Consider the following 21,680-nt stretch of genomic DNA (forward strand, 5'->3'; position numbering starts at 1 on the left):
GGTGTTCCGATATAGGCAGTCGTGCCAATCGCGGCGGCGACTTCGGCCTGTTGCAGGGTCTGGCCGGGGCCTGCGGGGAAGACCACCATCCCGATCGCGCGTGCGGCGCTTTCAAACATCATGCCCGCAGGGGTGAAATGATAGGCAAATGTGTTCTGGGCCACGTCCGATGCATCAAAGCCCATCGCGGCCAGAAACCGCCCCATACGCCAGAAATCCGGCCGTGTGCTGCCCGGTTCATAGATCGGGCCGGGCGATTGAAAGATATGGCTGACGTTGCGCGCAGGGACCGCGCCGAAAGGCGGATGCGCGGCTTGCCCGCGGCAGAGCGCATCTTTCCGCATCACAGGCAAACCTGCCAGATCCGCCAGGGATGTCAGGCCCGCATCGGGAAAAATCTCTTGTGCCGCTTGGAGTTGCGCGGCTGCTCTTTCGTCCTGAGAACGGGTTTCAAGTGTGTTCATGCTCATGCCAACCACCTTTTGCGCCGCCGGTAACTGCGCACATCACGGAATGATTTACGCCCCTCGTCAGAGAGGCCCAGGTAAAACTCTTTCACGTCGGGGTTTTCGCGCAGTTCAGCTGCGGGGCCTTCCATCACGACACGCCCCGATTCCAGAATATAGCCGCGATGGGCGAACCGCAGGGCGACGTTGGTGTTCTGCTCGGCCAGCAGAAAGGACACGCCCTCGTTTTCGTTCAGTGATTTCACGATCCCGAAAATCTCTTCTACCAGTTGCGGGGCCAGACCCATGGAGGGTTCGTCCAGCAGAATGGTTTCGGGGCGGGACATCAGGGCGCGGCCAATCGCGCACATCTGCTGTTCCCCGCCCGAGGTATAGCCCGCCTGCGATTTGCGCCGTTCGCGCAGGCGGGGGAAATAGTTGTAGACCATCTCAAGATCGGCCTGCACGGCCGCACTGCCATCGCTGCGCGTATAGGCGCCGGTCAACAGGTTTTCCTCAATGGTCAGGTGCTCAAAGCAATGGCGGCCTTCCATGACTTGCACAACGCCGCGCTTGACCAGCGCCTCGGGTGACAGGTCCTGGACGGGTTCACCGCGATAGGTGATTGCGCCCTTGGTCACTTCGCCGCGTTCGGAATGCAGCAGGTTGGAGATCGCCTTGAGCGTTGTCGTCTTGCCCGCGCCATTGCCACCCAGAAGGGCCGTAATGCCGCCTTTGGGCACGGTCAGGGACACGCCTTTCAGCACGAGGATCACGTGATTGTAGATCACCTCGATGTTGTTGACCTCAAGCAGGGTCTCAACCTTTTCGTCATCCAACATGGGGCGCGGCTCCATTTGTGTTCATCGTGGCGGGCGGCCCATCTGCGGGCCGCCCGATGTTCTTTCTGTCAGAGGCAGCCCGGCTCGATCCCGGCCTCGGCTGCGAATGCAGCTGAATCTTCTGCAACCAAGGGCTGGATCACGCTCATATCGGGCGCGATATAGTCGGTCAGGGCAACCCAATTCCCAGCAGATGCATCCCACTGCTGCACGATCCCCAAGCCGGACCCGCCATGGTTCTGGCAGTTCACACTGAACGCAGGACCGACACGGGCCATGCCCAGTTCTTCCATGCGCGCATCGGTGATTTCCAGCGCTTCCATCCCGTCACGCACCATCGCCGCTGTCACATCGGACACGCCGTGGATTTCCTGCGCTTTGGCGATGGCTTCGGCAGCCAGCATCGCGGCGTACATGCCCCGCGTATAAAGCACCGATCCCATGTTCGAGCCGTCACCGGCCGCATTGCCCGCTTCGTGGACCAGCGTGCGGATCTCATCAAAGACAGGCAGGTTGGCGTCGATCCGGTTCATGTTCAGCGACTTATAGCCGTTTGCCGCAGCCCCCGCTGGGGTCACGTCATGTTCGGCGCCGGCCCACCAGTTACCGATGAAGTTTTCCATCGGGAAACCGATGTTGGCGGCTTCCTGTACGGCCACCTGGTTCATCACACCCCAGCCCCACATCAGGACATAGTCAGGGCGTTCGCGGCGGATTTGGAGCCACTGTGATTTCTGCTCTTGTCCGGGGTGGTCAACGGCCAGTTGGGTCAGCTCAAAACCATGCATCGCCGAAAGCTCTTCCAGCGTGCGGATCGGTTCCTTGCCATAGGCAGAGTTGTGGTAGATCAGTGCGATCTTTTTGTCCGACAGATCGCCACCATTCTCCTCCAGAAGGTAGTTCACCATCACCGATGCGGCATCCCAATAGTTCGCAGGGTAGTTGAACACCCAGTTGAACACCTCGCCATTCGCAGCAGAGGTGCGGCCATAGCCCATCGTGTGAAGCGGGATGCCGTCCGCGGTGGCCTTGGGGATCAGCTGATAGGTGATGCCGGTGGACAGCGGTTGATAGATCAACGCGCCTTCGCCCTTGGTGGCTTCATAGCATTCCACACCTTTTTCGGTGTTATAGCCGGTTTCGCATTCCAGAATACGGATCGGTTCGCCGCCGATCCCGCCGTCACGGGCGTTCAGCATGTTGAAATAATCCTGATAGCCATCCGAGAAGGGCGTGCCACCTGCCGCATAAGGGCCGGTGCGGTAGCTCAGATCAGGGATCACCAGTTCCGCGCTTGCCACGCCTGCGGCCAGTGTTGCGGTCACGGCCATTGCGGCCAGTTGCTTCAGTTTCATCGGGTTTCTCCTCCCATGGTTGGTCCGATTGTCACGCCGGGGTTTGCCCCGATCTTTAGGCGCGCGCAGGGCGCGCACCGCATTTAATAAGGGAACGGCCAAAGCCGCAGTTTCTCTTTGGCCAGCCGCCATAGCTGGGCCAGACCGTGCGGTTCCTTGATCAAGAAAAACATGATCAGCGCACCCACGATCACCAGTTGGAAATGCGCGACCAGATCGGTGGGCCAGCCCAACAGATCGACGCCGATCAGTTTCAGCACAACAGGCAGAACCACCAGAAACGCGGCCCCTGCAAAGCTGCCGAAGATCGAGCCAAGACCGCCGATAATGATCATGAAGAGCACAAGGAATGATTTCTGGATGCCGAAGGCTTCGCCCACTTCCACTGCGCCAAGGTAAACGGCAAAGAAGAGCGCACCGGCGATCCCGATAAAGAAGGAAGACACAGCAAAGGCCGTCAGTTTGGCCTTAAGCGGGTTCACCCCGATGATTTCGGCGGCGATATCCATATCGCGGATCGACATCCATGTGCGCCCCAGTGATCCGCGTGTCAGATTGCGCGCGATGATGGCGCAGACTGTCACGAAAACCAGACAGATCAGGTATTGCGCCCAGGCTTCTGTATTGGGGCCTGTGACCGGCACACCAAAGACGGTGCGTTCCGGCGCGTTGATCTGGCCCGAGGCGGAATAGTTGTAGAACCAGCTCACCTTGTTGAAGAGCCAGACAAGAAAGAACTGTGCCGCCAGCGTGGCTACAGCCAGATAGAACCCCTTGATCCGCAAAGAGGGCAGGCCAAAGGCCGCACCAACCGCTGCGGTGATCCCGCCTGACAGAATGATGTGAATGACGATGCTGACATCGGGAAAAGAGGTCATGAGTTTGTAGCAGGCATAGGCCCCCACCGCCATGAAACCCCCCGTACCAAGGCTGACCTGCCCGCAATAGCCCGTCAGGATATTCAGCCCGATCGCGGCAATCGCATAGATCAGGAAGGGCACCAGAATGGCGTTGGCCCAATAGTCGTTGATCACGAAGGGGACGACCAGAAAGGCAAAGGCCAGGACCGCCCAATACCGGTAACGGTCAAAGGCAATCGGGAAGGTCTGGCTGTCCTCCTGATAGGACGTCTTGAAATCTCCGGCCTCACGATAAAGCATGCTGGGCCTCCGCGTTGGTCAAATTCGGCGTGTGGGCCATGCGTGGATCAAACCCTCTCAATGATCTTCTCCCCGAACAGGCCCTGCGGGCGGAACACCAGAAAGATCAGCGCAAGCACATAGGCGAACCAGTTTTCGGTCGCGCCACCCACCATCGGGCCGATGATGTATTCGAAAAGCTTCTCGCCGACCCCGATAATCAGGCCGCCGACAATCGCGCCGGGGATCGAGGTGAAACCACCCAGCATCAGCACTGGCAGCGCCTTGAGCGCGATCAGCGAAAGCGAAAACTGCACACCTGATTTCGCACCCCACATGATGCCAGCCACCAGTGCCACAAGCCCTGCGAGCGACCAGACCAGCACCCAGATGAAGTTCAGCGAGATCCCGACAGACAGCGCCGCCTGATGGTCATCGGCCACCGCACGCATTGCGCGCCCCTGTTTGGTGTACTGCGCAAAGAGGATCAGCCCGGTCACCAGCACAATCGCCACGACAGTGGCTACCATATCGAGCTTGTCGATAAAGAAGCCGTAGAAATCATCGCCGCCCAAGCCCGAGGTCATGTCCTCGACCCAGAGCGAGCCGCCTTGTGGCAGGCCAAGCGCCAGTGTCTTGATATCCGACCCCCACATCAGATCGCCAACACCTTCAAGGAAATAGGCCAAGCCGATGGTTGCCATGAACAGGATGATCGGTTCCTGTCCCACCAGATGCCGGAACACGAATTGCTGCACCGCCCAGGCAAAGAAGATCATCACCACCAGCGTCAGCAAGATCGCCAAAAGGGCGGGGACCTCCCACCCGAAATGGTGAATATTGGTGCCGAACACGGCGTTGATCAGATGGGAAAACGGCACTTCGCCTTCCATGATGCCAACGAGTGTAAGTGCTGCAAAAAGCGCCATAACCCCTTGGGCATAATTGAAAATTCCGGATGCCTTGAAGATCAGAACGAACCCCAGTGCCACCAGCGCATAAAGCACACCGGCCATCAGCCCGTTGATGATAACTTCAATGCCGTAAAGAAAATCAGCTGACATCGCGACCGCCCCCCTTAGTCATGTGCCACCCCCAGATAGGCATCAATCACCTCTTGATTGTTGCGCACCTCCTCAGGCGTCCCGTCGCCGATCTTGCGACCGTAATCCATCACGATGACGCGGTCTGACAGGTCCATGACGACACCCATGTCATGTTCGATCAGCGCAATCGTGGTGCCGAACTCATCGTTCACGTCGAGAATAAAGCGGCTCATGTCCTCTTTTTCTTCAACGTTCATGCCAGCCATCGGCTCATCCAAAAGCAGCAGTTTAGGTTCCGCTGCGAGCGCGCGGGCCAGTTCGACCCGTTTTTTCAGCCCGTAAGGCAGGCGGCCGACAGGTGTCTTGCGGATTGCCTGGATTTCCAGAAAATCAATGACGCGTTCAACGGCTTCGCGGTTCTCGGTTTCTTCGCGTTCCGCGCGGCCCTTCCAGAGTGCTTGCGAAAACAGGCCGGCGTTCATGTGGTTCAACCGGCCCGTCATGACGTTATCCAGCACGGACATCCCCTCGAACAGCGCGATATTCTGAAAGGTGCGGGCGATCCCGAGACGGGCGACCTGAAACGGCTTCATCGGCGGGCGTTTCTTGCCGCGAAACCAGACCTCGCCTTCCTGCGGGTTATAAAAGCCCGAGATCACATTCAGCATGGATGATTTGCCCGCTCCGTTCGGGCCGATAATCGCGCGGATCTCCCCCTCTTGGATATTGAAAGAGATATCCTTGATCGCCTCAACGCCACCAAAACGCAGGGTGATATTGCGCATATCCATCAGGATGTCGCCAATCTGGCGGCCATCATCGGTCACATAGGGTGTCAGCATATCTTTCATTCCGCAGCCACCTTCATTGTCGGTGCGACGATCGCATTACGGATGTTCAGCGTCGCTTTGATCTTGCCCTTGCGGCCGTCCTCATAGGTGACTTCGGTCTCTGTGTAGATCTCGGCCGCGTCACTATAGAGCGCGTTCACAAGATCATCGAACTTCTGCCCGACAACGGCACGGCGCACCTTGCGGGTGCGGGTCATTTCGCCGTCATCGGCGTCCAGTTCCTTGTGCAATACAAGGAAGCGGTGGATCTGGCAGCCCGCCAGCATTTCATCCTGCGCCACAGAGGCATTCACCTCGGCCACATGCCCGTCGATCATCTCCAACACACGCGGGTGCTGGGACAATTCCTGATAGGAGGAATAGGCGATATTGTTCCGCTCGGCCCAGTTGCCGACCGCCGTCAGGTCAATATTGATAAAGGCGCAGCACCGGTCGCGGCCTGCGCCAAAGACCACGGCCTCAAGGATGTTGGGATAGAATTTCAGTTTATTTTCAACATACTTGGGCGCGAACAGCGATCCATCCGCCATTTTGCCCACATCCTTGGCGCGGTCGATGATGCGCAGATGTCCTGTGCCTTCCTCGATAAAGCCCGCATCGCCCGTGGCGACCCAGCCTTCGGCATCTTTGGTCGATGCGGTGCTTTCTGCGTTCTTGTAGTATTCCACGAACACACCGGGTGAGCGATAAAATACCTCGCCATTGTCCGCGATCTTCAACTCGACACCGGGTGAGGGCACGCCAACCGTATCCGAGCGCACCTCGCCATCGGGTTGCTGGGTGATATAGACGGTCGCTTCGGTCTGGCCGTAAAGCTGTTTGAGGTTGATCCCCAGCGCGCGGTAGAAATCGAAAATCTCGGGGCCGATCGCCTCGCCGGCGGTATATCCGATGCGAATACGGCTGAGGCCCAGTGTGTTTTTCAGCGGGCCGTAAACCAGAATGTTGCCAAGCGCATATGAGACCTTGTCGCCAAAGCTGACAGGCTTGCCATCCAGCAAGGCGGGGCCAACCCGCCGCGCAACGCGCATGTAATGGTCAAACAGCCACTTCTTGAACCGGCCCGCGTCCTCCATCCGGATCATGACCGAGGTCAGCTGGTTTTCGAATACGCGGGGCGGTGCAAAGAAATACGTGGGCCCGATTTCGCGCAGATCGGTCAGCATGGTGTGCTCAGACTCGGGGCAGTTCACACAGAAACCGGTCCACATCGCTTGCCCGACCGAGAAGATAAAGTCCCCGACCCAAGCCATTGGCAAATAGGCAAGAACTTCATCTGTCGGCAGGAGGTGATCAAACTCGGAGGAATTCTTGGCGGTCTCGATCACATTACGGTTCGATAGCACCACACCCTTCGGACGCCCCGTGGTGCCCGATGTGTAAAGCATCACGCTGGTATGATCGTAGGTCAGCGCATTTGTGCGGCGCTCCATCTCGGCGCGGTCACCGCCCTTGGCGGCAATTTCGTAGTAGGATGTCATATGGCTGTGGTCATATTTGCGCAGGCCGCGCCCATCGAGGTAGATGACATGCTCGAGTGCGGTCACATCGGCGCGGACATCGGCGATCTTGTCCACCTGTTCCTGATCGCTCACCACCGCATAGCGCGCGCCGCAGTGGTTCAGCGCATAGGCAATCTCTTCCGCGGCGGCGTCCTGATAGAGCGGGACAGGGATGCAGCCCACCTTTTGCGCCGCGACCATCGCCCAGTAAAGGGCAGGGCGGTTGCGCCCGATAATGGCGATATGGTCGCCCTCGCTAGCGCCAAGGGTCAGCAGGCCAAGGGCGAAGGCATCAATTTCTTTGGCTGTTTCGGCCCATGTCCAGCTTTGCCAGATGCCGAATTCCTTTTCACGAAAGGCGGGTTTGTCGGGAAACCGTGCAACGTTACGGGCCAGCAAGGCCGGCACGGACTGTGGTGCATCACGCGACACGTCTGTTGTCATGAAACTCCCCCCCCTTCTAACAAGACTAGGGGTAGTCTGTGATCCTTGCTAGTTTTCTTCTCAATCCTAACGAATTCTTACAGCGCGCTTTCCGCTGTCCCTTTGGTCGTCTTTCTTGCTAGAAATTAGCTCATGGGAGTGACCGACATATCGCGCCACGACATGATCATGTCGGGGCTGAACCTGATCAAACAGGCGATTTCCTTGCATGACGAGGAATTGCGCCTTGTCGCGGCCAACCGCCGGTTCCAGCAGATGTTCTCTTTGCCCGACCACCTTGTCGCTCGGGGGGCCGAGTTTCGTGAGATTGTGATGTATCTGACCGAACAGGGCGAATACGGACAGGTTGATGATATCGCGGGCTTTGTGGATGAAAAGGTCCGCCTCGCCTTTACGTTCGAGCCGCATTATTTTGAACGCACCCGTTCGAACGGCACGGCAATCTCGGTCGAGGGCAGCCCGTTTCAACAGGGCGGCTGGATTTCGGTCTATACCGACATCACCGAAACCAAGCGGCAAGAGGATTTCTTTCGCTCTCACACCGAAACCCTATCTGAAAAACTGTTGCAGCGTTCCGAAGACCTTGCACGCGCGAATAGGGCCTTGTCGGCCACGGTGAATGCGCTTGAGCTGGCAAAACAAGAGGTGACGGACAGCCGCGAACATCTGGCACTGATGAACACAATGACGCCGGGCCATATTGCGCATGTGAATGCGGCAGGGGTCTATACGCACTCGAATGGCAACCTGCCCATGATCCTGCCTGTGGGCGAGCGCAAGATCGTCGGGCAGTCGTTTGAAAATGTGCTGGGTCCGTTTGTCTGGGCGCAGGTCGCCCCGCAATTTGCACGGGTTTTGCAAGGCAACCCGACCACATCGGAAATCCGCGATGAGGCCTCGGGACGTTTCATGCGTCTTGCGATGACACCGGACATGGCAAAGGATGGCAGAGTGCAGGGGGCCTATATCCTGACGGTCGATGTGACCGAAGAAGTCTCGGCACGTGCGGCCCTTGCGCACGCGCGGCGCAAGGAACTGGCCACCCAACTGACCAGCGGTATGGCCCATGATTTCGCCAATCTTCTGACGATCATTCTGGGCCAGCAAGCCAAGCTGGATGAGTTGGCGTCACTGCATCCGGCCTTGGCCGAGGTATCGGCGACGATCAACTCTGCGGCGAAACGCGGTGGCGAGTTGATTGAAAACCTCTCAAGGATCGAAGCACATCGCAGTCTGAATCCGGTTTCTGTAAAGGTTGCCGATTTCGTCGCTGACGTGCTTCAGTTGGCACGCGCAGCCGTGCCGGATGATGCGGTGCTGAAGATCACCTACGATATTCCCGATGCGCGGCTTACCTTTGATCCGGGCTTTGCCCAGGATGCCATTCTGAACCTTGTTCTCAATGCCGCCGAGGCCCAGGATGGGCCCGCGATGATCACCACGCGCATGCATCGGGCCGCGGACGGGATGCTGGAAATCACCGTTGCAGATAATGGCCCCGGATTTTCCGAAGACGCGCTCGCCAATGCGTTGGCCCCGTTCTATTCCACCAAAAGCGGCAAGATCGGGCGCGGTTTGGGGCTGACAACCGCATTCGATTTTGCCAAATCAAGTGGTGGCACCGTCCGCCTGCGCAATCATGCCTCGGGCGGGGCCGTCGTGACCTTGCGCATCCCCTACATACCCGCACGCACCGTTGAGGCGGGGCTGGTGCTCTTGGTGGATGACACGCTTGATGTGCGCCAGACCATGCGCAGTTTCCTGCGCCGCGCAGGGCATGCCGTGGTCGAGGCGGCCTCGGTTGAAGAGGCGCAAAAGCTGATCGCGCTCGAGGGGCTGACACATGTTGTCACAGATCTTGCAATCGGTGAGGGCTCGGGCCTTGATGTCGCGGCGAAAGTGCCGCCGGGCATTCCTGTCTTGATCGTGACCGGCTTGCCGCCTTCAGACGCTTTGCACCAGAAGGCCAGTGCCGCGCATCCGGTGCTGCCGAAACCGTTCGATTTCGCCACTTTCGAGGCCGCTTTCCTGAGGGCCAGTACATGAGCACGCAAGGCTATGTCGCCATCATCGACGACAACCCCGATATCCGGCATATGTTGTCGGCGGCGTTGACCGATGCGGGTTTCACCACGCAAAGCTTTGCCCGTGCTGCGGATTTTGAACGTTCGCTGGCTACGAAACGGCCCGAGGTCTGTGTGGTCGATCTGGGCCTGCCGGACAAGGACGGCCTCAGCATTGTTGCGGCTTTGGCCAATAGCGCCACGGCCACCTTGGTGATTTCGGGCCGTTCGACCCTGCAAGACAAGATTGTTGGCCTTGAATTGGGGGCGGATGATTATCTGGCCAAACCTTTCGAGATCCGCGAAGTCATCGCAAGGGTGCGTGCGCTTTTGCGGCGCAAGGCCCCGACGACTGCCAAGCAAGAGGCCGAGAAGCTGACATTTTCGGGTTGGACGATTGATTTTGCGCAATTCATCCTGATCGACGCAGAAGGCAACAGCACGCGGGTTTCGGCCAGCGAGGCGATGCTTTTGCGTATTTTCCTGACCCGTCCAAACAGGCTGATCACACGGGATCAGCTGCGCGATGAGTTGAACGAAAAAAGCGACGCGGAATCCTTTGATCGCGCGATTGATGTGCGCCTGTCGCGCCTGCGCGCCAAGCTCAAGGACAGCACCAAGGACCCCAAAATCATCAAAACAATCTATGGCGCAGGGTATATCCTGATTTCGGATGTGTCTCCGGTCACGACATGACACGGCAATCCGTGTATTTTTTTGCATATTTATGTTTTTAAGGGTTGTCTCACTCGCGTTTAGCGTGTCCGGTGTGGCATGAAGTTGAACGGCCCCTTTCTTTTCATTCTGATGACGCTTGTGATTGATGCCATTGGGGTGGGTATCGTCTTTCCGATCATGCCCGATTTGATGGACCGCGTGGGTGCCACCAGCACCGCTGAGGGCGCGTTGCTAGGCGGCATCATGATGTCGTCCTATGCGGCCGCCATGTTCCTTTTCGGCCCCATTATCGGAAGCTTGTCAGATGCCTACGGCCGCAGGCCCGTCCTGATTTTCGCCTTGGTGACGCTGACCATCGACTACGTCATCATGGCGCTGGCCGAGACCTATTGGGTCTTGCTGGTTGGCCGTATTCTCGCAGGGATGGCGGGTGCGACCTATATTACCGCCACAGCCTATATCGCGGATATCGCCAAACCCGAGGAGCGCGGGGCCGCTTTTGGAATGATCGGCGCCGCTTTCGGTGTGGGCTTCGTGATGGGCCCCGCGCTGGGCGGTTTGGCCTCGGGGTGGCATATCACGGCACCGTTCTGGATTGCGGCGGTTTTGTCGGCGCTCAATGTGGCGTTCGGGTTTTTCATGCTGCCTGAATCGCTCAAACCCGAAAACAGGCGTCCCTTCGGGCGGCGTGATCTGAACCCCTTCGGCACCATCCTGCGCGCCTTTCTTATTCCGGGGCTCGCCGTACCGCTGGTTTGCATCTTTGTTTTTGAATTTGCCAATATGGTCTACCCGACACTCTGGGCTTTCTGGGGCCGCGAGGTGTTTAGCTGGGACGGCTTCACCATCGGGCTGACGCTCTCGGGCTATGGTATTCTAATCGCATTGGTGCAGGCAGGTATTCTGCCGCGTCTGACGGGGCGTTTTGGTGACTACCAGACACTGCTGATCGCAACGGTGGCCGCTATCATCGGACTTGTCGGGTTCGGCGCAACCACGGCGGTCTGGGCGGTGTTTCTGTTTTTGCCCATCGCCGCGCTGTCGGATATGGCCCCCCCTTTGATCACTGCCTTCGCCGCCAATCGGGTAGAGGAAGACCAGCAAGGGCTTGTGCAAGGCGTGATCGCTTCCTTGTCGTCTGTCGCGGCCGTCACGGCACCGCTGTTTCTGACAGGTGTCTTTGAACGATCGGTCAATGATGAGGGGATTTATCTGCCAGGTGCGCCCTTCCTGGTGGCGGCTGTTTGCGTCATCGCCATCGTTCCGCTGATTTTCCGGCTTGATCCGAAGCGGCAGGCCCACAAACGTTAAAAGTTACCGCGATCCGCGACGATGCGGTCGCCCTGCGCATCAAAAAGCACTGCATCGGCGTCAGCGAAATCGAGTGCAATGGGGGCACCGCGCGCGAATTCCCATTGCCCTGGTAAACGCGCGGTCAGCTTTTGCCCTGCTCCGACATCGGCAATGACATGGGTGTCGGTGCCAAGACGTTCATGCAGCAGGACTTTGCCAGACAAGCGGCCATCTTCGGCAATAAACAAATGTTCGGGGCGCACGCCAATGCATGCGGCCTCCAAGCCCGGCAGAATATCAGGTGCGATGAAATTCATCGCAGGTGATCCGATGAATCCGGCCACGAAACGGTTATTGGGCGTATTATAAAGCTCAAGCGGCGCGCCGATTTGTTCAATCCGGCCCGCGCGCATGACCACAATCCGGTCAGCCAGCGTCATCGCTTCTGTCTGGTCGTGGGTGACATAGAGAATGGGTGTTTTGAGGGTCCGGTGCAGATCGGCAATCTCGATGCGGGTATTCATGCGCAAAGCGGCATCTAGATTGGACAAGGGTTCGTCAAACAAGAACATGCGCGGCTTACGCACAAGCGCACGGCCCAAGGCCACACGCTGACGCTGCCCGCCCGAGAGCTCGGACGGTTTGCGATCAAGATAGTCCGAGAGCGAAAGGGTTTGCGCCACCTCATCAATGCGCTGCTGTATCTGCTCCGACGTCATGCCTGCCAGTTTCAGGGCAAATTCAAAGTTCTTGTAGACCGTCAAATGCGGGTAGAGCGCGTAGGACTGGAACACCATCGCAACCTCGCGCTGGGCGGGCGACATTTCGTTCACGACCGTGTCAAAAAGCATGATCTCGCCTGCATCGGGTCTTTCCAACCCTGCAATCACGCGCAGCAGGGTTGTCTTGCCACATCCTGAGGGGCCGACGATGACGATGAACTCTCCGTCTTCAATGGTCAGGTTCACGTCGCAGAGGACATGGTTATCGCCATAGGATTTCTGGATGTCAGTGAGGCGTAAAGCGATCATTTGGGGCCTTTCTGTGCCGGCTTGGCCTATGTCGTGCTTTGGCTGTGCAAATAGGCAAGCAGATCGTCAAAGCTGCCCATCTGGTCGTAATCCGTCTCTGGCATCGGCAAGGACAGGTCTTTGCCCAAAGCGGTGATCAACGTCATAAAATCCATTGAATCGATGTCGTATTCTTCGCGCAGGTCGGCGCCGGTATCGACGTCATCAAAGGAAATGTCGGGGGCGATACGGCCCAAATGCTTGATCAGCAAATCGCGTAGTGGATCGTCAGTCATAGCTGCTCCGGATTTTGCATGTGTTTGATGATCGTGCGGAGGAAATTTGCACCCTGGTGTCCGTCACTGACGCGGTGATCAGCGGCAAGGGTAATCTGTGCAAGGCGGCGCGACTGAACCGTACCGTCGACAACCGCTGGCTGGAGGCCGGGTGTGCCAATCCCGACAATGGCCACCTGCGGCGGAAAAATTACGCCGGTGATGCCGGCCACACCACGGTCGCCCAGACTGGTCAGGGTGATTGTTGGGTCTGATAATTCACGCGCCCGAAACCGCCCTTGGCGCACGCGCGTCACAAGGTCTTTGAGCCGCGCCATGAGTGTTTCGAGGTCGTCTTTGTCGGCATCATGCAGGGCAGGGGCGACAAGCCCGCCGCCGCGCAGGTTGATCGCCATGCCCAGATGCACGGCTCCGGCAGGGCTGAACTGGTCATTTTCGAAATGGCCGTTGAAGTCGGGGTACTTTCGGGCGGCCATTGCAACCGCACGGATATAGAGGACACTGAGCGCGAGACGGGCATCGGGCGGTTTATCGGCATTGTAGGTACTGATGAACGTCTCTGCCAACGTCAGGTCAATCGTATCGGACAGGTAATAATGCGGGATCTCGCGTTTCGCGCGCGTCATTGCCGCCGAAATCGCCTGCCGCATTGCAGAGAGGGGGTCCGTGTCGGGCTTGTCCCTCGCGTCTGGAAGATCGGCAAGTGAGATAATCCTGCCTGTCCCGAGGCTTGCCAGATCAAACCCTGTTTGTGCGGCCCGCCTGCGGGCTGCGGGACTGACACGCTGCCGGACCGGTTGTGACAGCTCCTGCGGCGGTTCGGCAGGTTGTTCCGGGGCGGAGGGCGGCTCTTCCGGCACGGCGGGCGGCGCGACAGGATCTTCGGGCTGCGGGGCCTCAGACGGTGGCGGTACTGGGTCTGGATCGGCGGGTTGCGGGAACGCGGGTTCGTCAGGCTCTTGACTGGCGCGGATCATCGCAAGAGGCATTCCGACAGGTACTTTTGTGCCAAGCGGCACCAGCCATTTATCCAGAAATCCGTCTTCGAAGACTTCGATTTCAATAACCCCTTTCTGGGTCTCAACCGCTGCGATGATATCGCCACGCGTGACCGCGTCGCCGGGATTTACGAGTTGTTCAACCAAGGTTCCGTCCTCCATGTCTGCGCCAAGTGAGGGCATGAGGAATGTACTCACAGCTTATTCTCCATGACCTGTTTTGCTGCGGTAATGATGCTATCCACTTGCGGGATGGCAGCCTGTTCGAGGTGGGCCGCATAGGGGATCGGCACCTCGGTGCTACAGACCCGCGCGAGCGGCGCATCAAGGTCGTAGAACGCATCCTCGGCCAATTGCATCCCGATTTCGGCTGCAAGGCTCCCTGTGCGCCAGCCTTCATCGACCATCAACGCCCTGTGGGTGCGGGCAACCGAGGCGCGGATCGTCTCCATATCCAGCGGTCGCAGGCTGCGCAGATCAATCACCTCAGCATCTATGCCGTCACGCGCCAGCGCTTCGGCGGCTTCAAGCGTTTTGAACAGTGATCCGCCATATGTGATCAGCGTGATATCGCGCCCCGCGCGCCGCACCACGGCGCGGTCAATATCAACGGGGCCTGCGTTCTCGGCCAGTTCACCCGTGCGATTATACAGCATGATATTTTCAAAGATCAGCACCGGATCGGGGTCTTGCAGCGCTGTCCAAAGCATGCCGCGCGCATCTTCCATGGTGGCAGGTGTCAGAACACGCAGACCGGGAATGTGGGCATACCAGCCTTCCAGCGAATGCGAGTGCTGCGCGGCGAGCTGTTTGCCGGCACCTGTTGCCATGCGGATCACCACGGGCACGCCGAACTGGTTGTTGGACATATGCCGCAGGGTGGCGGCTGTGTTCATGATCTGATCCAGCGCGAGCAAGGAAAAGTTCACGGTCATCACCTCGACAATCGGGCGCATCCCCGCGATGGCCGCCCCGATACCCGCACCGGTAAATCCGGATTCCGACAAAGGCGTATCGCGGATACGGTCCGGACCGAACCGGTCAAGCAAGCCCTTGCTGACGGCGTAGCACCCACCATAGTGGCCCACGTCCTCACCCATCAAAAACACACGGTCGTCGCGGGTCATCGCATCCGTGATCGCCGCCTTGACAGCCTCGCGGTAGGTGGTCTCGACCATCTTTGCCGGTGCTGCGACCTCGGGCGAGGCGGGGCGGTCAGGGGCCAAGACGAAATGGGTCAGATGATCCAGCGGTTCATCCGTGCCAGCCTCGGCAAATGCCACGGCTTCACTGATTTCAGACGCGATCTCGGCCTTGATTTCATCAATGTCATGCGCGTGCAAAAGCCCGCTTTGCATGGCCCATTTCTGAAATCGCACAATCGGGCCTTTCTTGCGCCATGCGGCCACTTCTTCCTTGGGGCGATAAAGCTGGGCATCAAACATCGAATGGGCGCGGAACCGGTATGTGCGGCATTCCAGAAAGTAGGGGTTGCCGGTCTCGGCGATGGTTTGCAGGGCGCGGCGGGCTGCGGCCTCAACTGCTACGACGTCCATGCCATCCACAACCTCGGATGTGATTGCATAGCTTCGCGCTTTGGCTGCGATGTCGACTTCGGCCTCGGTCAGGTCCAACCGTGTGCCCATCGCATAGCCGTTGTTTTCGCATATAAACAGAACCGGAAGTCCCCACAGTTTGGCGAGGTTGAGGCTTTCGTGGAATTCCCCTTCGGCGACCGCACCTTCACCAAAAAAACAGGCGGTTGTCGCTTGATTGCCCTGCATGCGATCGGCCAGCGCAAGCCCGACCGCAAGCGGCAAACCGCCCCCCACAATCGCATTTCCGCCATAGAAGTTGCGGTCCGCATCGAACAGATGCATCGACCCGCCGCGCCCGCCCGCGCAGCCATTGGATTTGCCGTACATCTCGGCCAGTACAGCCCCCATAGGCACACCGCGTGCCAGCGCGTGGCCATGTTCGCGGTAGGTCGCAACCAGTCTGTCGGAATCTTCCAACAAAGGAATGATTCCCGCGGCGATCGCCTCTTCACCATCATACAGGTGTAGAAACCCGCGGATTTTTTCCTGCGTATAGGCTTCGGCACATTTTTCCTCGAACATCCGGATACGCAGCATGCTGTGCAGCAGTTCGCGCACATGGGCGGTATCAAGGCGGGGCTTTGTGCGGGTCACGGTCATGTCTCGTCACTCTCCAGTGTTGAAATATCGCCTTCAGGCAGCCCCATTTCGCGGGCCTTCAACAGGCGTCGCATGATCTTGCCACTGCGTGTTTTTGGCAGGTTTTGGCGAAAGGCGATCTCTTTGGGGGCAACCGCCGGTCCAAGCCGCTTGCGGGCATGTCCGATCAGATCAAGACGCAGGTCATCGGTTGGCGCATAGCCCGGTTTGAGCGCAACATAGGCCTTGACGATTTGCCCGGCGGTTTCATCCGGCAACCCGATCACCCCGACTTCGGCGACAGCTTCATGTTCCATCAAGGCACTTTCCACCTCGAAGGGACCGATCAAGTGACCTGCGCTCTTGATCAGATCATCGGCGCGCCCGACAAACCAGTAGTATCCGTCGGCATCGCGCATCGCGAGATCGCCGCTAAGATACCAGCCATCCTTAAAGCACTTCAGATAGCGTGCCTCTTCGTGAAGATAGGCCCGCATCATCGACGGCCAGCCGGGGCGCAGCGCCAGTTCACCCATGGCCATCGGGGCAGTCAATTCGGTCACCGTATTGCCCGAAACCTCGACAATTCCGGCGGTAATGCCGGGCAGTGGTTTACCCATCGAGCCCGGTTTGACATCCATCGCGGCATAGTTGGCAATCATGATGCCACCGGTCTCGGTCTGCCACCAATTGTCGTGGAATGGCATCCCGAAGGTGTCATTGCTCCAGATGACAGCCTCGGGGTTCAATGGCTCGCCCACGCTGGCCATGAACCGCAGGTCCGGAAAGCTGCGCACGCCAATGGCATCGGCTCCGGCCTTCATCAACATACGGATGGCTGTGGGGGCGGTATACCAGACGTTCACGCCCTCGGTGCTGAGGATGTCGTACCAGCGGGTCACATCAAATTCTGCTTCATCCACGATCATTGTGGCGCGGTTCGTCAGTGGCGCGATGATCCCGTAGGATGTGCCCGTCACCCAGCCCGGATCAGCCGTGCACCAATAGATATCACCGGCGCGCAGATCGAGGGCGATCCTGCCGGTCGTGTCGTGGGCCACAACGGCTTGGTGCACATGCACCACGCCTTTGGGTTTGCCGGTTGTCCCTGAGGTGAAATGCAGCAGGGCAGGGTCTTCGGGCAGGGTCTGTGCGGTTGTGAAGCTGTCGGAGGCCGCAGCCATCAGTGGCGCAAGATCGGTCGTGCCCTCTGCCGCACCGTCTATGGTGAACACATCCTTGAGGGTTTCCACCGTATCACGGATACTGGCTACCTTGCGTTTATAAAGCCGGGTTGTGGTGATCAGCGCACGCGCTTCGCCAATCTGCATGCGGGCCTGAATGGGCTCAGGTCCAAAGGCCGAAAACAAGGGGCAGAAAACGCAGCCGGCTTTCAGCGTACCAAGTGCCGCGATGTAAAGCTCGGGCACCCGCCCCAGCAGGCCATAAACCGTGTCACCCTTTTGCAGCCCACGCGCGTGCAACACATTGGCAAAGCGGTTCGCTTGCTGCGCGAGGTCAGCATATGTGTAGTCGGTGCGATTGCCTGACTTGTCGATCCAGCGTAGTGCCGCCTGCTCACCGTGACCAGCCGCCACATGCCGGTCGAGTGCTTCATGCGCGATGTTGAGGTGCCCGTCAGGCAGACCATCCAGCAACGCTTGCGCGTCTGACCAATCGAAACTGTCGCGCATTGCATCATAGTCAGACATGTTCGCGCGGGTCATGACTTTGCGGATGCGTTGGACGCTCATGATCATGCTCCTTTTTGCCACGGAATGCAGCGGCCAAAGGATTTTGGCATGATACCATCAGAACGGATTGACGGATATCAATCCGGTTTTGGGGCCTCAGCCAAACCGCGTGAAGCATGCCAGTATGTCCGAGCGAGGGACAACCCCGCAACCGGACCGGCCCATTCACAGTGATAGCTTGCGTGCAATGCCGCCTTGTCGCGATGGACAATCCGCGCTCCGCCGAAAGCCTGCGCCGGACGCAACCAGTGGTCGTGCAAACGCCCGCGGAAAAGGCCATCGCGAACGATGCCGCGCAGCACCCTCTCTGGCTTTGATCAAAATCGGCGCTTTGGTTTTCGGGTCCGGCAGCGTCAGTGCAATGTCACTGATCCGTCGTCACTTTCTTCTATATCATCATCCTGCGGGGATCACCCAGCAGGCCGGTTAGATAGGTGACAAAGCGTGCGGCCTCGGCCCCATTGATCACGCGGTGATCATAGCTCAGATCAAGTGGCAACATCGGTTTGGGCTGAAAGTCTGCGCCATCCCAGACGGGGGTGATTTCGGTGCGCGTCAGGCCAAGGATTGCCACCTCGGGCGGGTTCACGATGGGGGTGAAAGCTGTGCCGCCAATGCCGCCCAGATTACTGATCGACATGGACGCGCCGCCCATTTCATCGGGGCCCACCTTGCGGGCTTGTGCGCGCGTCGCCAGATCGGTGATCTCGCTTGCGATCTGCCAAAGACCCTTGCGGTCCGCATCACGGATCACAGGCACCATTAGGCCGTGGGCTGTATCAACGGCGATCCCGATATGGGCATAGTCCTTGAGGATCAGTGTCTTGCCATCCGGTGTCAGCGACGCATTGAAGCGCGGGAACTCGCGCAGCGCCCGTGCCAATGCCTTGACCTGAAACGCAAGTGCGGTGAGCTTAACGCCGCGCGCTTGCGCCTCCGGTTTCAACTCTTTGCGCAGCGCCTCGATCGCCGAGACATCGGCGCGGTCGTGGTGGGTGACCTGCGGGATCATGGTGTTTGCAGCACCGAGGTTTCCGGCCGCGACCTGGGCAAACCGGCTCAGCGGTTCTTCGGTCACAGGGCCGAACTGGCTGTGATCTACATCCCAGTATTTCGCGTGATCGCTTTGGGGTGACGCAGGTTTGGCATCGCCCGCCAGATCCTCGCGGGCGATTGTGGTCCGGCCCAGATCGCGGGCCAGTTTTTCCAGATCAATGCCTTTTTGACCTGCAAGAGTGCGGACGGAAGGAGAGGCGATTACATCTGTCATCACATTCACCAGCTGGCCGAGATGTATTGCGTTTCCATGAATTCGAGCATGCCCTCGTGCCCGCCTTCACGCCCGAGGCCTGACTGTTTCACGCCGCCAAATGGTGCGGCAGGATCGGAGACCAAGCCGCGGTTCAGACCAACCATGCCGTATTCCAGCCGCTCGCAGACCTGCAAGGCGCGCTTCATGTCTTCGGAAAAGACGTAAGCGACCAGCCCGTATTCGGTGTCATTGGCGCGGCGGATCACGTCTTCCTGATCGGTGAATGTCTGGATCGCGGCGACAGGGCCGAAGATTTCGTCATGCACGCAGTCCGCGTCCTGCGAGACGTTGGACATGACGGTTGGCGGGTAGAAAAAGCCCTTGCCGTTGGGGGTGGTGCCGCCACATTCGATTTTGGCACCCTTGGCGACGGCATCCGCCACGAAAGCAGCAACTTTGTCGCGGGTGTCTGCATTCACCAAAGGGCCCACGTCAACAGATGGGTCGGTACCGTCGCCGACCTTCAAGGCGGCCATTGCGGCGGTGAATTTGGCCGTGAAGGCTTCAGCCACATCCGCGTGCACATAGATGCGGTTGGCGGCGGTACAGGCCTCGCCCAGATTGCGCATCTTTGCCAGCATCGCGCCTTCGACGGCAACGTCGATATCGGCGTCTTCAAACACGATCAGAGGTGCGTTGCCACCCAGTTCCATCGCAGGTTTCAGAACCTGATCCGCCGCAGAGTGCAAAAGTTTGCGGCCCACCCCGGTCGAACCTGTGAAGGACACAACGCGCACGCGCGGATCATGCAACATATGGTCGACCAAGGCACCGGTACGCTTGGACGGCAACACGTTGACGAGGCCCTTGGGCACGCCAGCCTCTTCCAGAAGCGGCATAAGCGCAAGCATCGTCAGCGGTGTCTCTGAGGCGGGTTTGATGATCACCGCACAGCCAGCAGCCAGTGCCGGTGCAATTTTGCGCGTCCCCATCGCGGCGGGGTAATTCCACGGGGTCACCAGCACGGCAAGCCCAGCCGGTTTATGCTGCACCATGATCCGCGCGCCGGATGCGGGGGCATGGGTCAGCATCCCGTCGGCGCGCACGGCTTCTTCGGCAAACCAGCGGAAGAATTCGGCGGCATAGGTCGCCTCGCCCATCGCATCGGTGCGGGCCTTGCCGTTTTCCAGCGTGATCAGATGGGCAAAATCTTCGAGCCGCGCTGTCATCAGCTCCCACGCTTTGCGCAACACCTCAGAGCGGTGGCGCGGCGTTTGGGCGGCCCATTTTTTCATCGCAGTTTCAGCGGCATCCAATGCAGCGTCGGCATCTGCGATTTCGGCAGAGGCGACCGAGGCGATCACCTCTTCTGTGGCGGGGTTGATCACATCAAAGCGTTCGCCTGATGCGCCTTTGTGCCATGCGCCGTCGATATAAAGATCGGTAAAGTCCATTTTGGTCTCCGATGTGGTCAGAGCAGGTGGCGGAGCGGTTGCTCCATCCGGCCTGCGAAGTTGGAAAGAAGGGTGATCGCGTCGCTTGGCGCCAGTTGCGCAGGCGCAAATTCAAGCGTGATCGTGAGGCCAGCGCCGTTGCGCGTGAGCGTCAGTGTTGGCACGTCTTCGGCCCCCATGGCTACGCTTGTGATCGCGCTGAAGCGCAAATCGCGGACCCGCAGTCGGGCGGCGTCCTCACACGGCTCTGTGGCGCTAAGCTGGGCCGAGGCCGCGTAGATCCTGGTCATGCCAAAGCTCTCGACCGCCACTGTCGTATCGCTGCCATGGCTCGCGGCGCAAAGACCTGCGAGCAAGGCAGAGGTATCGGTCAGTTGCGCAGATTTTGCGGCCCAGTCGGCGAAATCCGTGAAACCTTCGCTTGCGATCTCTGCCGTCAAACGGCCGGATATCTGCGCTGCGGTCGTTCCCGTTGCGCCAGAGGTTTGCGGCAATGCGCGTAGCGCGTCGATGTCTTTGACATGAAAGGGCTGTGGATGCCCCGCGTCGACCAGCCGCTGCAAATCCAGCCCTTGTTCAAGCGCCAAACGCCGTAGTTTGGGGGACGCAAGGATGCGCCCGTGCGTTGCGGGGGCAGGGGTCACTTTCGCCGGTTGCGCTTTGGCGACGGGTGCGGGTTTTTCCTCTGCGACGGCGGCTTGCGGTGCAGGGGCCGCAGCACTTTTGCGTGCGACAGGGTTGGCGGGCTTTTCAGCAGTAATGATTGCGATGGTCTGGCCGGTGGGCACGTCTTCGCCCGCTTCGGCGAGCGTGGCACCAAGGTAGCCGTCAAAGCCTGCGTTGACTTCATTGACGCTCTTGTCGGTTTCAACTTCAAAAAGCACGTCATCAGCGCTGACCGCATCACCGGGGCTTTTGTGCCACGCCACAAGCAGGCCTGAATCCTGCGCCATGCCCAGCGTGGGCATGATGACTTCTTTGCCTTCGGGCAGGTTGTCGGATGGGGCAGGGGCCGCGTCTTGGGCAGGTGCAGGGGCTGTGCTTTCGGCACTGTCCGAAATTTTGGCAATAACATTGCCA

At 59.0% G+C, this 21,680-nt stretch carries 18 protein-coding genes; 3 read left to right on the forward strand and 15 right to left on the reverse strand.

What is annotated here, in order from left to right; genetic code table 11:
* The 7 genes from VGP75_RS14610 to VGP75_RS14640 form a co-directional block, all read right to left on the reverse strand.
* Positions 1-470: phenylacetate--CoA ligase family protein (locus VGP75_RS14610; RefSeq protein WP_414727809.1), on the reverse strand; the 470-nt coding region annotated here is incomplete at its 3' end.
* On the reverse strand, positions 467-1,288 hold the full coding sequence (locus tag VGP75_RS14615) for an ABC transporter ATP-binding protein (protein ID WP_327544364.1): 822 nt from the start codon (positions 1,286-1,288) through the stop codon (positions 467-469). The genes VGP75_RS14610 and VGP75_RS14615, both read right to left, overlap by 4 nt.
* Positions 1,289-1,356: 68 nt before the next feature.
* The gene (locus tag VGP75_RS14620) at positions 1,357-2,643 is read right to left on the reverse strand and encodes an ABC transporter substrate-binding protein (RefSeq protein ID WP_327544365.1); all 1,287 of its coding nucleotides are present in this window, start codon (positions 2,641-2,643) and stop codon (positions 1,357-1,359) included.
* An 83-nt stretch (positions 2,644-2,726) separates the two neighbouring features.
* Positions 2,727-3,803: a branched-chain amino acid ABC transporter permease gene (locus VGP75_RS14625; protein WP_110281034.1), complete on the reverse strand. Its 1,077-nt coding sequence runs from the start codon at positions 3,801-3,803 to the stop codon at positions 2,727-2,729.
* Between the two features lie 47 nt (positions 3,804-3,850).
* Positions 3,851-4,846, reverse strand: a complete 996-nt coding sequence (locus VGP75_RS14630; protein ID WP_327544366.1) for a branched-chain amino acid ABC transporter permease — start codon at positions 4,844-4,846, stop codon at positions 3,851-3,853.
* Positions 4,847-4,860: 14 nt separating this feature from the next.
* Positions 4,861-5,679 (reverse strand): ABC transporter ATP-binding protein, encoded by an 819-nt coding sequence (locus tag VGP75_RS14635; protein ID WP_327544367.1) that lies wholly within the window; start codon positions 5,677-5,679, stop codon positions 4,861-4,863.
* On the reverse strand, positions 5,676-7,625 hold the full coding sequence (locus tag VGP75_RS14640; protein ID WP_327544368.1) for an AMP-binding protein: 1,950 nt from the start codon (positions 7,623-7,625) through the stop codon (positions 5,676-5,678). Before VGP75_RS14640 ends, VGP75_RS14635 begins: the two co-directional genes overlap by 4 nt.
* A gap of 132 nt (positions 7,626-7,757) precedes the next feature.
* Here VGP75_RS14640 and VGP75_RS14645 point away from each other — a divergent pair, with 132 nt between their 5' ends.
* The 3 genes from VGP75_RS14645 (at position 7,758) to VGP75_RS14655 (ending at position 11,677) form a co-directional block, all read left to right on the forward strand.
* The gene (locus tag VGP75_RS14645; protein WP_327544369.1) at positions 7,758-9,671 is read left to right on the forward strand and encodes a PAS-domain containing protein; all 1,914 of its coding nucleotides are present in this window, start codon (positions 7,758-7,760) and stop codon (positions 9,669-9,671) included.
* On the forward strand, positions 9,668-10,384 hold the full coding sequence (locus VGP75_RS14650; protein ID WP_327544370.1) for a response regulator transcription factor: 717 nt from the start codon (positions 9,668-9,670) through the stop codon (positions 10,382-10,384). The genes VGP75_RS14645 and VGP75_RS14650 overlap by 4 nt, the downstream gene beginning before the upstream one ends.
* A 78-nt stretch (positions 10,385-10,462) precedes the next feature.
* Entirely contained in the window at positions 10,463-11,677 is a 1,215-nt protein-coding gene (locus VGP75_RS14655; protein WP_327544371.1) for an MFS transporter, read from the forward strand.
* On the opposite strand, the gene VGP75_RS14660 is transcribed toward VGP75_RS14655, so the two are convergent.
* From VGP75_RS14660 to VGP75_RS14695, 8 genes are all read right to left on the reverse strand, one after another.
* A complete protein-coding gene (locus VGP75_RS14660; protein WP_327544372.1) occupies positions 11,674-12,690 on the reverse strand; it encodes an ABC transporter ATP-binding protein in 1,017 nt (338 codons plus the stop codon). The genes VGP75_RS14655 and VGP75_RS14660 overlap by 4 nt on opposite strands.
* Positions 12,691-12,716: 26 nt before the next feature.
* Positions 12,717-12,965: an acyl carrier protein gene (locus tag VGP75_RS14665; RefSeq protein ID WP_327544373.1), complete on the reverse strand. Its 249-nt coding sequence runs from the start codon at positions 12,963-12,965 to the stop codon at positions 12,717-12,719.
* Entirely contained in the window at positions 12,962-14,161 is a 1,200-nt protein-coding gene (locus VGP75_RS14670; protein ID WP_327544374.1) for a dihydrolipoamide acetyltransferase family protein, read from the reverse strand. The genes VGP75_RS14665 and VGP75_RS14670 overlap by 4 nt, the downstream gene beginning before the upstream one ends.
* Positions 14,158-16,161, reverse strand: coding sequence for a pyruvate dehydrogenase (acetyl-transferring) E1 component subunit alpha (gene pdhA, locus VGP75_RS14675; RefSeq protein ID WP_327544375.1), 2,004 nt, complete (start codon positions 16,159-16,161; stop codon positions 14,158-14,160). The genes VGP75_RS14670 and pdhA overlap by 4 nt, the downstream gene beginning before the upstream one ends.
* Positions 16,158-17,894, reverse strand: coding sequence for an acetate--CoA ligase (acsA, locus tag VGP75_RS14680; protein ID WP_327544376.1), 1,737 nt, complete (start codon positions 17,892-17,894; stop codon positions 16,158-16,160). Before acsA ends, pdhA begins: the two co-directional genes overlap by 4 nt.
* A gap of 388 nt (positions 17,895-18,282) precedes the next feature.
* On the reverse strand, positions 18,283-19,164 hold the full coding sequence (locus tag VGP75_RS14685; protein ID WP_327544377.1) for a 2-oxo acid dehydrogenase subunit E2: 882 nt from the start codon (positions 19,162-19,164) through the stop codon (positions 18,283-18,285).
* Positions 19,165-19,169: 5 nt separating this feature from the next.
* Positions 19,170-20,600 carry an NAD-dependent succinate-semialdehyde dehydrogenase gene (locus VGP75_RS14690; protein ID WP_327544378.1) on the reverse strand — a complete coding sequence of 477 codons (1,431 nt, stop codon included), beginning with the start codon at positions 20,598-20,600 and terminating at the stop codon, positions 19,170-19,172.
* Positions 20,601-20,617: 17 nt separating this feature from the next.
* Positions 20,618-21,680, reverse strand: a 1,063-nt coding sequence (locus VGP75_RS14695) for a biotin/lipoyl-containing protein (RefSeq protein WP_327544379.1), incomplete at its 5' end; no start/stop codon positions are given.

Source organism: Yoonia sp. (assembly GCF_036007805.1).
Classification (GTDB): Bacteria; Pseudomonadota; Alphaproteobacteria; order Rhodobacterales; family Rhodobacteraceae; genus Yoonia.